Source organism: Desulfarculaceae bacterium, from assembly GCA_020444545.1.
In the GTDB taxonomy this organism is placed as follows: domain Bacteria; phylum Desulfobacterota; class Desulfarculia; order Desulfarculales; family Desulfarculaceae; genus Desulfoferula.
Genome location: JAHLKT010000001.1, coordinates 554,107 through 567,361, shown reverse-complemented (window position 1 = coordinate 567,361; position 13,255 = coordinate 554,107). Strand labels below are relative to the sequence as shown.

The following is a 13,255-nucleotide window of genomic DNA, read 5'->3' as shown; positions in this document are numbered from 1 at the left end:
CGCAACGGCGCGAACTGCCCGAAACCCACCCCCGCGCCTGGCGCGCGCACAGCCGACCGGGCAGGGAAGGGACACGGACCACCTCCGAATCAAGCGCGTGTCTTATGGGAAAAAGGACCGATGTAGCTATAATTCAGCTACGAAACGAAGCTATCAAAGCCGCTGACCGGGTGTCAAGCCAAAAGCACCGGCTGATTCCTAGGGAAGCGTCTCGGTTGGTGAACCGCTTTGCAGGCTCAGGATCATGCCGTCGCGGGCGGCCCAGACCGGCCCGGCGAAGTGCTCCCGGACCGAGGCAAGCGCCGCGTCCGGGTCCACCTCGGCATAGAAGTGGCTGAGCAAGAGCCCGCCCACCCCGGCCCGGGCGGCCAGGCGGCCGCAGCCCGCGGGGTGCAGGTGCCCCTCCTTGGGCGCGTCGTCGTTGCCCGCGCAGTGGCAGATCAAAAGCCCGGCCCCCGAGGCGAACTGGGCCAGCTCCCCGCTGGCTTCGCTGTCGCCCAGATAGACCAGGGACGCCCCGTTTGCTTCCAGGCGCCAGGCCAGGCTGTGGGCGTGGTGCGCCGCCCCGGCGGTGGTTATATGCACCCCGGCCAGCTCCAGGCCCTGGCCCGGCTCCAGCCAATGACGGCGCAGCGGCGGGTCGGCGGGCTCCAGCCAGGCCCCGAACACCGTTCCAAGGCCGGCCAGCATCTCGCCCACCCCCCGGTGGGCCAGGAGGCTCAGACGGGCATGCGTGCTCAGGCGCGGGTCGTACTTGAGGGCGAACAACAGAGGCAGCAAATCGGCCAGATGGTCGATGTGGGGATGGCTGACGATCACCCCGCTCAGCTTGGCCGGGTCGTGGCCCAGCTCCATGAGCCGCCGCCAGGCTCCTTGCCCCAGGTCCAGCATGAGCGCGGCCTCCCCGGCCTGCACCAGGTAGGCCGGGCTGGAGCGCTCGGGCCTGAGCTCACAGGTGCCCGATCCCAACACGGTCAGGAGCATGTGCCCTCCCTTGTTAAAATGGCCTGCCCCCATCCTAGGCAAGCGGACCGCCTGGCGCAAGACGCGGGAGGGCTGGCCCCGGGCGGCGCGCTTTGGTTAGAATGGGTCTAACGGCCGAACACCCCGGAGCGGAGGAAATGGACCCATGAAACGCCTTGTCATCTGCCTGTGCCTGATCTTGCTGCTCCCGGCCGCCCTGGCCCTGGCCGCCTCTCCCCCCGCGCCCAGCGGCTACATGATCGACAACCAGGGCCAAAAGATCGTGGTGGAGCGCTTCGAGAAACTGCTGCCCAAGTATCCCTTTGTATATGAGGACTCCGAGGACGGGGTGCCCATGACCGACGTCAAGAGCCTGACCCTGGAGGACGCGGGCGAGCATGTGATCATCCAGACCGTCAAGGGCAAGCAGTTCAAGGTCACCGGCCAGATGGGCATCTGCTACACCGACATGATCGCCTACAAGACCAAGAACCCCATAGACGGCTCCTTGCAGGACCAGAGCACCGATCCCCTGTTCATTACCAAGATCGTATTCAACTGGAAAAAATAGACCGGCCGGCTTCGCCAGACGGCGGGATGCGGCGTTGCGGGCGGCGCTCCAGCCTCGACGTAGGTCCACCTACGCCTCCGGCTGTCGCTTGCCCGCGCCTTGCCTGCCGCCGCCTGGCTGTGCCAGTCGGTTGATTGGTTTCGAGAGGCGCCAGAGCGTCAACCCAACGGCGGCCCAAGCCTCGGGCCGTCTCGTTTTGCCCCTTTTGACTGTGCCGGGGCTCTGTTCGTTAAAAGGCAGCTGAGCTTTAGTTAGGCAGGAGCTTCTTCAGCGCGGCCAGGACCGAGACCGGAATGCGCAGGGTGCCCAGGCCGGTGCCCAGGCGGATGTCGGGCTTGCTGGCCCCGTGGAAGTCGCTGCCCCCGCTCACCGCCAGGCCCAGGCGGGCGGCCAGGTTCAGATAGCACCGCTGCTGGGCCGAGTCGTGCTGGGAGTAGTAGGCCTCGATCCCGGCCAGGCCCTGGCCCTTGAGCTTTTTGAGCAGGGCCTCCAGTACGGCGGGCTGCATATCCAGCAGGCCGGGGTGGGCCAGGATGGGCAGGCCGCCCGCCCCCCGGATCATCTTCAGGGCCTGCTCCGGGCTCATGCGCTCCTTGCCCACGTAGGCCGGGGCCCCGCGCCTGAGATAGCGGGCAAAAGCCTCGGGCACGTTGCTCACCAGGCCCTTGTCCACCAGCACTTGGGCGAAATGGGGCCGCCCCACCTGGCCCTCGGCCCGGGCCGCCACCTCCTCCAGGCTCACCGGCAGGCCCAGTTCCTGGAGCTTGGCCGCGATCTTGGGGTTGCGCTCGGCCCGGGCGCGTTGCATCCAGGCCAGGCCGTCCCGTAGGCCCGGGTCGTGGGGGTCCACCCACAGGCCCACCAGATGCATGGGCCCTCCGCCGGGGCGCTGCGCGCTTATCTCCACCCCGGGCACCAGTTCCGGCCCGCCGGAGGCGGCCGCGCTGAGGAACTCGGGCAGGCCGTCCACGCTGTCGTGGTCGGTGAGCGCCACGGCGGCCAGCCCGGCTTTGGCGGCCTCGTCGGCCAGGGCGGCGGGCGATAGGGTCCCGTCGCTGGCCGAGGAATGGGTGTGCAGGTCGATCAGGTCCATAGGTTCCAAGCTAAACCTCCGGCCGCCCGGAGGCAAGCCGGGCCGCGCCCCGTTCCAGAGCAAGCCTCTTGTTTGCATTTATTCCAGCGTGTTAGGCTGAAGCCATCAGCATCGAAAATCCAGCAGGTCATCGTGGCCAATCACCCGTGAGCCGCCGCAAGCCTTTTTGGGCCCCAAGTAGGAGGAGAGTCATGGGAGAGAAAAGAGTCGCCCGGGTCACCGAGATTATCGCCGGCAGCCCCACCAGCTTTGAAGACGCCATCACCGTGGGCATTTCCCGCGCCAGCGCCACCCTCAGAGGCATCACCGGCTTCAAGGTCCTGGAGCAGAACATCTCCTTGCTCGAAGGCAAGGTGATGGAGTACCGGGTGCGCATGGAAGTGATCTTCGTGCTGGAGTCCTAGCCCGCGAATTTCCGCAAGGCAGGCCGTCCGGCTGCGCCAGACACCGTTATACTGCGCTGCTGGCCGCGCTCGGGCCTCGACGTAGCACTCCAGCTACGCCTGCGGCCCTCGTTCGCCAGCAGCCTTGTCTACCGGCGGCTGGCTGTGCCGGTACTGGCTTGCAGGCTTATTCCTTATTAACTGCTGCCCCTTGATTCCACGCCATCGGCCCGCGCGTGGCGGTTGCCGGCCAGCCTTTCTGAAATCCGGTGGCCTGTCCCGCCCAGGGCCCAAACCTCCCCGGCCAAGCCGAAACAAAACCCCCCGGCCTTTGCGGCCGGGGGGCGTGTTGGCGTCTGTTGGTAGGCGCGGCGGCTAGCTCTTGTTGTTGCGCGCCGCCTTGCGCTCGTTGGCGGGCATACCGGCCGCCTTGGTCTTGGCCGCCTTTTTGGCCTTATTCGCCTTGGCCTTTTTGGGGCCCGCCTTGGGCGCGGCCTTGGGCTTGGCCTTCTTGGGGCCCTTGAGGGGCTCCAGGGCCCAGTCGGCCACCTGGTCCATGCGCTCGGCGAACTTGAAGCTCATCTTCTTCTTCACGTTGTCCGGCACCTCCACCAGGTCGCGCTCGTTGGCCGCGGGCAGGATGACGGTCTTGATGCCCGCGCGGTGGGCGGCCAGCACCTTCTCCTTGATGCCCCCGACGGGCAGCACCATGCCCCGAAGGGTGATCTCGCCGGTCATGGCCAGGTTCGAGCGCACCGGGCGCTTGGAGAACAGGCTCAGCAGGGCCGCGAACAAGGTGACCCCCGCGCTGGGGCCGTCCTTGGGGATGGCCCCGGCCGGCACGTGCACGTGGATGTCGGTGTCGGCCGCGAAGCCGTTTTCCAGGCCGCAGGCATTGGCATTGGCCCGGAGGTAGGTCACCGCCGCCTGGGCCGACTCCTTCATCACGTCGCCCAGCTGGCCGGTGAGGTTCAAGGCGCCCTTGCCCGGCATCCGGCTGGCCTCCACAAAGAGGATGTCGCCGCCGGTGGGGGTCCAGGCCAGGCCGGTGGCCACGCCGGGGACGGCGGTGCGCAGCGCGGTGTCGGGCACGATGCGCTGCGGCCCCAGGATCTCGGCCACGTCGTCCTTGCCGATCTTCACCTGCTTTTTTTCGCCCTCGGCCACGGCCCGGGCCGCCCAGCGACACAGGGAGCCGATCTCGCGCTCCAGGTTTCTGAGGCCCGCCTCGCGGGTGTAGCCGGTGATCAGCAGGCGGAGGGCCGCGTCGCTGATGGTGAGCTGCTTGGCGCTCAGGCCGTGCTCGCTCCGCTGGCGGGGCACCAGGTAGCGCTTGGCGATCTTTAGCTTGTCCTCGGCGATGTAGCCGGGCAGCTCGATGATCTCCATGCGGTCCCGAAGGGGCGCGGGGATGGTGTCCAGCACGTTGGCCGTGGTTATGAACATCACCTTGGACAGGTCAAAGGGCAGGTCCAGGTAATGGTCGCTGAAGCTGAAGTTCTGCTCCGGGTCCAGGACCTCGAGCAGAGCCGAGGACGGGTCGCCCCGGAAGTCGGCGCCCACCTTGTCCACCTCGTCCAGCATGAACACCGGGTTCATGCTGCCCGCGCGCCTGAGGCTCTGCACGATGCGGCCGGGCATGGCCCCCACGTAGGTGCGCCGGTGGCCGCGAATCTCGGCCTCGTCGCGCACCCCGCCCAGGGAGATGCGCTGGAAGTTGCGCCCCAGGGCCCGGGCGATGGAGCGGCCCAGGGAGGTCTTGCCCACGCCGGGAGGGCCCACGAAGCACAGGATGGGGCCCTTCATGGCCGGGTTGAGCTTGCGCACCGCCAGATACTCCAGAATGCGCCGCTTCACCTTGTCCAGGTCGTAGTGGTCCTTGTTCAGGATGTCCCGGGCCTGCTTGATGTCCAGGTGATCCTCGGTCTCCTCCTCCCAGGGCAGGTTTAGAATCCAGTCCAGGTAGGTGGTGATCACGTGGTACTCGGCGCTGGAGGAGTGCATGGCCTCCAGGCGCTTGAGCTCGCGCTCGGCCTCGGTGCGCACCTGCTCGGGCAGGGCCTTTTTGGCCAGGCGCTCGCGCAGGTCGTCGGTCTCGCTGTCGCCGGCCTCCTCCTCGCCCAACTCCTCCTTGATGGCCTTGAGCTGCTGGCGCAGGTAATACTCGCGCTGGGTCTTGTCCAGGCCCTCCTTGACCTGCTCCTGAATCTTGCTGCCCAGCTCCAGCACCTGAATCTCGCGGTTGAGCAGCGCGGTCACCCGGCGCAGGCGCTCCTTGACCTCCAGGGCCTCCACGATGCTCTGGCGCTCCTCGGGGCTCAGGTTCATGGCGCTGGCCACCATGTCGCACAGGGAGCCGGGGTCGTCCACGCTGGCCACCAGGGAGTTGAGCTCGTCGGGCAGATGGGGGGCCAGCTGGAGCACCCGCCGGAACAGGGAGCGCAGGTTGTTCACCAGGGCCTTGGACTCCAGGTCGTCGGAGGTGATGTCGTTCACCACCTGCACCCGGCCCTTGAGATAGGGCTCCACCTGGGTGATCTCCAGCAGCCGGAAGCGGCTCAGGCCCTGGGCCACCAGGCGCAGGCCGCCGTCCTCGCTCTTGGCCATTTGCAGGATCAGGGCGGCCACCCCGATGTCCCCCAGATCGGACATGCCCTTCACGTCCTCGGGGGCGACCTCGCCCTTCAAGGCCACCAGGCCCACCAGTTTGTCGCCGCCCAGCACCTGGTCCACCAGCTTCTGGTGGCGGGGGTCGGAGATGAGCATGGGCAGCACCATGCGCGGGAACATGCTCATGTCCTTGACCGCCAGCAGGGGCAGCTCAGGGGGCAGGGTGGCCCTTGGCCGGGTCATGGGCTCGATGCCGTCGAGACCCTCGCCTATGCTCACGCTGACTGCGTCTTCGGGTAGCAGCAGATTTTCGATCATGATTTTTCGCTCGCCTTCATATTTGCGAAACAGCCCGGTTCCCTCGTCCCTCGCCTAGCCCCGGCCCGGTTTGGGCAATATCACTTTCAACAGGCCGTCGGACATGGCCGCGCTCACCTGGTCGGCGGCAAAAGGCACCGTGACCCGGAAAGAGCGCACGAAGTCGCCGCTCTCGATCTCCATGCGGTGGTATTGGGCCATGCCCGCCTGCACCGTGGGCTCGCGGCGGCCGTAGAGCCTGACCACCTCGCCGTCCACCATCACCTTGATGCTGGAACGGCTAACCCCGGCCAGCTCGGCCACGATGACCACCGCCTCGGGGGTTTCCACGATGTCCACCGCCGGAGCCCAGCCGCCCTCGCCGCCGCCGCTCTCGGGGCGCTCCAGGGAATCCAGGAGCCGCCGCATACGCACGCCCAGCGCGCCGCCGGGCAGGGGGAAATCTCGGGACATGGCTGTCTGTCTCCTCGTTGGGCTTGCCGGAGGGCCCTTAGCCCGCCGGATAAGTTGCCGAATCGCTCATAACATAAGCATGGTTACATGATAAGCAAACCCAAAGGCCCTATAAAAGACTCTTTTAGCCGGAATTCCCCGGACATGGGCCGGGAAAAAGCCCCGTGTCCGCTCGGGGTTGGCCAAAGCGGCCTTGGCAAGAAAGAGAATTATCCACCCGAAACCCTTGACTATGGTCCAGGCGTACTTAACTTACGTGAAGACATGAGAAACGATGGGCCCGAACGGGCCAGCATCTTGAAAATACGGCAAAGATTCAGCCCGGCCTGCCGGGCGGCTAAAGATATCCATTAGGAGGACATTTTAACCATGGCGGCAAACGAGAAAATTATCGGTATTGACCTGGGCACCACCAACAGTGTTGTGGCGGTCATGGAGGGCGGCGAGGCCAAGGTTATCACCAACGAGGAAGGCAACCGCACCACCCCCAGCGTGGTGGCTTTCACCGACAAGGGCGAGCGCCTGGTCGGCGCCTCGGCCAAGCGTCAGGCGGTCACCAACCCCACCAACACCATCTACAGCATCAAGCGCTTCATGGGACGCCGCTTCTCCGAGGTAGCCGAGGAGATCAAGCAGGTGCCCTACAAGGTGGTGGACACCGGTCAGGATCAGGTGAAGATCGAGGCGCAGGGCAAGGAGTACAGCCCCCCCGAGGTCAGCGCCATGATCCTGGGCAAGCTCAAGAAGGCGGCCGAGGACTACCTGGGCCAGAAGGTCGACGCCGCGGTCATCACCGTGCCGGCCTACTTCAACGACTCCCAGCGCCAGGCCACCAAGGACGCGGGCAAGATCGCGGGCCTGGAGGTAAAGCGCATCATCAACGAGCCCACCGCCGCGGCCCTGGCCTACGGCCTGGACAAGAAGACCAACGAGACCATCGCGGTGTTCGACTTTGGCGGCGGCACCTTCGACATCTCCGTCCTGGAGGTCGGCGACGGCGTGGTGGAGGTTAAGGCCACCAACGGCGACACCCACCTGGGCGGCGACAACCTGGACCAGAAGATCATCGACTGGCTGGTGGATGAGTTCAAGAAGGACTCCGGCGTGGACCTCTCCGGCGACCCCATGGCCATGCAGCGCCTCAAGGAGGCCGCCGAAAAGGCCAAGATGGAGCTGTCCAGCGCGGTGGAGACCGACATCAACCTGCCCTTCATCACCGCCGACGCGTCCGGCCCCAAGCACCTGAACGTGAAGCTGAGCCGCAGCAAGTTCGAGTCCCTGGTGGACGCCGAGCTGCAGCGCACCCTGGGCCCCTGCAAGGCGGCCCTGAGCGACGCGGGCCTGGCCCCCAACGCGGTGGACGAGGTGGTCCTGGTGGGCGGCTCCACCCGCATCCCCAAGGTCCAGGAGATGGTCAAGGAGTTCTTCGGCAAGGAGCCTCACAAGGGCGTGAACCCCGACGAGGTGGTGGCCGTCGGCGCGGCCATCCAGGGCGGCGTCCTGGGCGGCGAGGTCAACGACGTGCTGCTTCTGGACGTGACTCCGCTGAGCCTAGGCATCGAGACCCTGGGCGGGGTGATGACCAAGCTCATCGAGCGCAACACCACCATCCCCACCCGCAAGTCCGAGACCTTCTCCACGGCGGCGGACAACCAGCCGGCGGTGGACATTCACGTGCTCCAGGGCGAGCGCGAGTTCGCCAAGGACAACCGCACCCTGGGCAACTTCCAGCTCACCGGCCTGCCCCCGGCCCCGCGCGGCGTGCCCCAGATCGAGGTCACCTTTGACATCGACGCCAACGGCATGGTCAACGTGAGCGCCAAGGACATGGCCACCGGCAAGGAGCAGTCCATCGAGATCAAGGCCAGCAGCGGCCTGGAAGAGGGCGAGATCGACCAGATGGTCACCGACGCCAAGCGCTTCGCCAACGAGGACAAGGAGCGGCGCCAGGCGGTGGAGGCCAAGAACAAGCTGGACAGCTTGATCTACCAGACCGAGAAGCTCATGAAGGAGAACGAGGACAAGCTGGACGAAGGCACCAAGAGCACCATGGAGGCCTCCATTGCCGAGGCCAAGAAGGCCCTGGAGAGCGACGACCGGGCCCAGATGGAGGCCGCCTTCGAGAACCTGCAAAACGCCTCCCACGCCATGGCCCAGAGCCTGTACCAGAGCCAGCAGCAGCCCGGCGGCGAGCCTGGTGGTCAGCCCGGCGGTCAGCCTGGTGGCCAGCCCGGCGGCGGCCAGGCTCCCCCGGACGACGACGTGGTGGACGCGGAGTTCACCGAGAAGTAAGCTCCGGCATACAACCAAAACAAAAGCCGGCTCCCGCGAGGGGGCCGGCTTTTTCGTGCTTTAGCGAGGCGGCCTTCTACCAGTGAGTGGCCCGGCCTATGCGCTGGCCGGTTACCTCCAGGGTGTCGCTGACCACCACGAAGGCGTCCGGGTCCACCGAGGACACCACCGCCTTGAGCCGCCCCAACTCCCTGAGGTTGACCACGGTGTAGATCATGGGCTCGTCCAGCCCCCGGAAGGCCCCCCGGGCCTGGATGAGGGTGGCTCCGGAGGAGCCGCCCTGCTTGACCAGGGCGTCGGCAATCTCTTGCCAGTGGTGGCTGATGATGGTGACCACCTTGCGCTGGCTCAGGCCGGTGAACACCAGGTTGGTCACCCGCGCGGCCACGAAGAGCACCATCAGGGTGTAGATCACCTTGACCAAGGGGAACAAGAGCACCCCCAAGCCCAGCACGATGACGTTGGCCCCCAACAGGGTGGTGCCCAGGCGCAGGGAAAAGCGCTGCATCAGGATCACCGAGAGGATGTCCAGGCCTCCGGCCGAGCCCTGGGAGCGCAGCACCAGGCCGGTGCCCCCGCCAAAGAGGATGCCCGCCAACAGCGCGGCGGCCACCGGGTCCTCCAGCAGCATGGGCACCTTTACCAGCTCGATGGTCAGGCTGAGGATGGCCATGCCCGCCAGGGACCACCAGAAGAAGCGGCGGCCCACCAAGCGCCAGCCCAGGATGAAGATGGGGATGTTGAGCAGGGCGTACCACAGGGCCACCGGCATATGGGGCGGCAGATAGTGCAGCAGGATGGCCATGCCGGTGAAGCCGCCGGACAAGAGGCCGTGGGGCACCAGGATGCCATTGACCGCCACCGCGGCGCAGAGGTTGCCCCCGAGCATCAGGGCCAAGTTGAGCAGCGCGCGGCCCGCCGGGCTCAGGCTGGTGGGCCGGGGGGGCGGCTGGATGGGCGGCTCGCCGGGCGGGGGGGCGCACTCGCCGGTGTTTTGGGGCTCGTTTTGGCTCATGGCCGCAGTCTAACAGGACATGGCGAGTTGCCAACCCCTAGGGAAGCAGGTTTTCGTGCTGCAAGGAGCGTTTTACCAGCAAATCGCAGCAATAGGCGATGTTGCTGGGGGTGTAGATGCATAGCTCGTCGCGGTAGAAGTGCTCAAAGGCCCAGGCGCTGATCTGCTCGGGCGCCTGGCCGCCTTGGAAACGGGTGCAGACCTCCTGGTGAAACCCGGCCAAATGCTCGGCGGCCCCGGCCAGGTACTCCCGCGCCTGGGGCCCGCGCAGGGCCCCCTGGTGGCCCAGGCCCAGCACCTGGGGCTCGCGGGCGGCCAGGGCGGCCAGGTTGTCCTGGTAGCGGCCGTAGGACACGAAGTACAAGGGGAAGCCGTGGCGGCCGGGATGGCGGAAGCCCGCCGAGTCCGAGGCCAGCACCGCCCCCGCGCCATGCAGCCAACAGGTGAGCCCGCCGGGAACGTGCCCCGCCGCGCCCATGAATTCCACCGTTTCGCCTTCCAGGGCCAGGCTCTGGCCCGGCTCCATCAGGCATAGCCGCTCCCCCGGCGGCGGGGTCATGGGCGGCCATTGCGCTCGATCGGCCAGGCCCTCCCGGCGGGCCACCGCTTGGCTGGAGAACTGGTTGTCCTGGCTGAAGCGGCCCAGGGTGCTGGCCCGGCTGAGTAGGTCGCGGGCGATGGGGGTGAGCACCAGGCGGGCGCGGGGCAGGGCGGCCAAGAGGTCGCCCGCCCCTGCCGAGTGGTCGGAGTGGGCGTGGCTCAGGATAAGCCAGGCCACCTCCTCGCGGGCCACGCCCAGGGCCTCCAGCTGGGCCAGGATCAGGGGCGCGGTGACCCCGATGCCGACCTCGTACAGGGCGCGCTCCTCGCCGCTGCCCATGAGAAACACGGGCAGGTGGTGGCTGCCCAGGTGCCACAGGCGGTCGGCGAGCTGGCGGGGTTCTATGAAGTTGGCCATGGGGCGCTCCCTGGGGCGTGGCGGGTTCCCGGCCAATATTCCACAGCCCGGCCGAGCTGGCAAGCCAGGTGGCGGCCCGGCGATCCCCTCCGTCCTTGACACACGGCCCCGGGAGGGCTAGACCAATATCAGCTTATTCTCGGGGCGGGGTGCAATTCCCCACCGGCGGTATCCCGGCCAAAGGCCGGGGAGCCCGCGAGCGCCCCTTTGCTTGCAAAGGGGGTCAGCAGATCTGGTGAGAGGCCAGAGCCGACGGTGACAGTCCGGATGAGAGAGGATAAGACAGTCAGCATCCCCCGCGATGCCTGGCCGCCCGTCAGTGGTGCGCCCGGTAGCGCGTGCGTGCCTACTCTGTCTCCCCCGCCCATAACCCCTAAACGCGTAACAGGCGCGGGAGCATTATCATGGGCGAAGCATTATTGGAGCAATTCGGCGGTCCCTTGGAGCGGGTCAATCGGGCCTTGGCGGCGGTGCGCGCTGGGAAGGGGGTGCTGGTCACCGACGACCAGGACCGGGAGAACGAGGGGGATCTCATCTTCGCGGCTCAGTCGCTGACCAAGGATCAGATGGCCGCCCTGATCCGCGAGTGCAGCGGCATCGTGTGTCTGTGCCTGCCCTCGGACAAGGTGCACAGCCTGGAGCTGCCCCCCATGGCCCCCACCAACTCCAGCCGCTATCAGACCGCCTTCACCGTGTCCATCGAGGCGGCCCGGGGTGTGACCACCGGGGTTTCGGCCCAGGACCGCCTGACCACGGTGCGGGCGGCCATCGCCGATCAGGCCGGGCCGAGCGATCTCAACCGCCCGGGCCACGTCTTCCCCTTGCAATCGCGCGACGGCGGGGTCTTGGAGCGGCGGGGCCACACCGAGGCCACGGTGGACCTCATGCGCCTGGCCGGGCTAAAGCCCTATGGGGTGCTCTGCGAGCTGACCAACCCCGACGGCTCCATGGCCCGTTTGCCCCGCATCGTGGAGTTTGCCCAGGAGAACGGCTACCCGGTGCTCACCGTGGAAGACCTGGCGGCCTACCGGGCGGGCGCGGCCTGCTAACAGGGGCCGGGGCGGCGTGATAAAATTGGGCTCTAGGGAAATGACTCCCGATTAAGGCAGGCAAGGAGGCCGCGTGTTCCGCATCCGGCGCATCTACAACGACCTTCGGGCCATCGACCGCGAGGCCATCGCCCAGGTGCGCCAAATCTTCGCGGGGCAGTTCGCCGGGGCCCTGGCCAAGCTGCTTCGCCGCGTGAAGCGTTTCGCGCCGGACTATCTGGTAACCTGCCTGGGCCTGTCCTAAGGCGCGCTTTAGTCCGCCGGGGCCATGGGGTACAATCTCCGCCAGTATGACTGACGCCAATCCCCAACCCGTGCGCGTCCTGCGCCTCATCGCCCGGCTAAACGTGGGCGGCCCGGCCCGTCACGTGGCCTGGCTCATGGAGGAGCTGGACCCCGCCCGCTTCGAGCAGACCCTGGCCGCGGGCCGGGTGCAGGGCGGCGAGGACGACCTGGGGCCCGAACTGGCCGCCGGGGGCCTGGAGTGGGTGGAGCTGCCCCGTTTGGGGCGGGCCATCTCGCCGGGGGCGGACCTGGCCAGCCTGGGCGCGGTGCTCAGGCTGCTCATGGATACCAAGCCCCACATCCTGGCCACCCACGCCTCCAAGGCCGGGCTGCTGGGCCGGGTGGCCGCGCTGATCTACCGGCCCCTGGCCCGGATGCGGGGCTGGCCGCGCCTGAGGGTGGTGCACACCTTCCACGGCCATACCTTCCACTCCTACTTCGGCCCGGCCAAGGCGCGGCTCTTTCTGGGCCTGGAGCGCTTTTTGGCGCGCGCGGTCACCTGGCGCATCGTGACCATCAGCCCCCGCCAATACCAAGAGATCGTGGAGGTCTTTGGGGTGGGGCGGCCGGAGCAGGCGGTGGTGGTGCCCCTGGGCATCGACCTGGCGCCCTTTGCCGACCCCGAGGCGGGACGGGCCCGCTTCCGGGCCGAGCTGGGCGCGGGCGAGGACGAGCTATTGATCGGCGCGGTGGGGCGCATCGCGCCGGTGAAGAACTTCGCCCTGTTCTTCGCCACCGCCGCCGCCCTGCGCGACGAGGCCCCGGAGCTTTTCGCGCGCTGCCGCTTTTTGCTCATCGGCGGGGGCTCGCCCGCCGAGCTGGCCGAGCTGCGCGCGGAGATCGAGCGCCGAGGCCTGGGCGAGCGCGCGGCCCTGCTGGGCATGCGCGCCGACCGCGAGGCTTTTTTCCCGGGCCTGGACGCCCTGATGATCACCAGCAACAACGAGGGCACTCCGGTGTCTATACTGGAAGGCGGGGCCTCAAGTCTGCCGGTGGTGGCCACCGAGGTGGGTGGGGTGCCCGATCTTTTGGGCGAGACGCAAGAAGATTGGGGCGGCGGCATCAAGCTGCGGGAGCGCGGGGTAAGCGCGCCCGTGGGCGACGCCCCGGCCCTGGCCCACGGCCTGGCCCGCCTGCTGGGCGAGCCGGGGCAAGCCCGCCGCCTGGGCGGGGCGCTCCGGGAATACGTGCAAGCCAATCACGCCAAACAACGCCTGGCCGCGGACATCGCGCGGCTCTACGGCCAGGCCGGAGACTGAGGGGGA

The 13,255-nt window shown here is 67.6% G+C and carries 12 protein-coding genes and 1 riboswitch; of the genes, 6 read left to right on the top strand and 6 right to left on the bottom strand.

Annotation, left to right across the window (positions count from 1 at the left end; translation table 11 throughout):
- Positions 1–198 precede the first annotated feature (198 nt).
- Positions 199–984 (bottom strand): ribonuclease Z, encoded by a 786-nt coding sequence (locus KQH53_02645; GenBank protein MCB2225549.1) that lies wholly within the window; start codon positions 982–984, stop codon positions 199–201.
- Between the two features lie 145 nt (positions 985–1,129).
- Here KQH53_02645 and KQH53_02640 point away from each other — a divergent pair, with 145 nt between their 5' ends.
- Positions 1,130–1,534: a hypothetical protein gene (locus KQH53_02640; GenBank protein ID MCB2225548.1), complete on the top strand. Its 405-nt coding sequence runs from the start codon at positions 1,130–1,132 to the stop codon at positions 1,532–1,534.
- Positions 1,535–1,781: 247 nt separating this feature from the next.
- On the opposite strand, the gene KQH53_02635 is transcribed toward KQH53_02640, so the two are convergent.
- On the bottom strand, positions 1,782–2,636 hold the full coding sequence (locus KQH53_02635) for a PHP domain-containing protein (protein ID MCB2225547.1): 855 nt from the start codon (positions 2,634–2,636) through the stop codon (positions 1,782–1,784).
- A gap of 182 nt (positions 2,637–2,818) precedes the next feature.
- On the opposite strand from KQH53_02635, the gene KQH53_02630 reads away from it, so the two are divergent.
- Positions 2,819–3,031 (top strand): dodecin family protein, encoded by a 213-nt coding sequence (locus tag KQH53_02630; GenBank protein MCB2225546.1) that lies wholly within the window; start codon positions 2,819–2,821, stop codon positions 3,029–3,031.
- 354 nt (positions 3,032–3,385) lie between these two features.
- Here the strand turns inward: KQH53_02630 and lon are convergent, their stop codons facing one another.
- Together lon and KQH53_02620 are read right to left on the bottom strand one after the other, a co-directional pair.
- Positions 3,386–5,938, bottom strand: a complete 2,553-nt coding sequence (gene lon / locus KQH53_02625; protein MCB2225545.1) for an endopeptidase La — start codon at positions 5,936–5,938, stop codon at positions 3,386–3,388.
- A 54-nt stretch (positions 5,939–5,992) separates the two neighbouring features.
- Positions 5,993–6,391 carry an Hsp20/alpha crystallin family protein gene (locus tag KQH53_02620; GenBank protein MCB2225544.1) on the bottom strand — a complete coding sequence of 133 codons (399 nt, stop codon included), beginning with the start codon at positions 6,389–6,391 and terminating at the stop codon, positions 5,993–5,995.
- A gap of 369 nt (positions 6,392–6,760) precedes the next feature.
- Here KQH53_02620 and dnaK point away from each other — a divergent pair, with 369 nt between their 5' ends.
- Positions 6,761–8,683 (top strand): molecular chaperone DnaK, encoded by a 1,923-nt coding sequence (gene dnaK / locus KQH53_02615; GenBank protein MCB2225543.1) that lies wholly within the window; start codon positions 6,761–6,763, stop codon positions 8,681–8,683.
- 76 nt (positions 8,684–8,759) lie between these two features.
- Here the strand turns inward: dnaK and KQH53_02610 are convergent, their stop codons facing one another.
- Positions 8,760–9,698: a YitT family protein gene (locus KQH53_02610; GenBank protein ID MCB2225542.1), complete on the bottom strand. Its 939-nt coding sequence runs from the start codon at positions 9,696–9,698 to the stop codon at positions 8,760–8,762.
- A gap of 37 nt (positions 9,699–9,735) precedes the next feature.
- A complete protein-coding gene (locus KQH53_02605; protein MCB2225541.1) occupies positions 9,736–10,656 on the bottom strand; it encodes an MBL fold metallo-hydrolase in 921 nt (306 codons plus the stop codon).
- A gap of 131 nt (positions 10,657–10,787) precedes the next feature.
- Positions 10,788–10,939, top strand: a riboswitch (FMN riboswitch).
- A gap of 121 nt (positions 10,940–11,060) precedes the next feature.
- Here KQH53_02605 and ribB point away from each other — a divergent pair.
- From ribB to KQH53_02590, 3 genes are all read left to right on the top strand, one after another.
- Positions 11,061–11,705 carry a 3,4-dihydroxy-2-butanone-4-phosphate synthase gene (gene ribB, locus KQH53_02600; protein ID MCB2225540.1) on the top strand — a complete coding sequence of 215 codons (645 nt, stop codon included), beginning with the start codon at positions 11,061–11,063 and terminating at the stop codon, positions 11,703–11,705.
- Between the two features lie 73 nt (positions 11,706–11,778).
- Positions 11,779–11,949, top strand: coding sequence for a hypothetical protein (locus tag KQH53_02595; GenBank protein ID MCB2225539.1), 171 nt, complete (start codon positions 11,779–11,781; stop codon positions 11,947–11,949).
- Between the two features lie 46 nt (positions 11,950–11,995).
- Positions 11,996–13,249, top strand: coding sequence for a glycosyltransferase (locus tag KQH53_02590; protein MCB2225538.1), 1,254 nt, complete (start codon positions 11,996–11,998; stop codon positions 13,247–13,249).
- Positions 13,250–13,255: the final 6 nt, after the last annotated feature.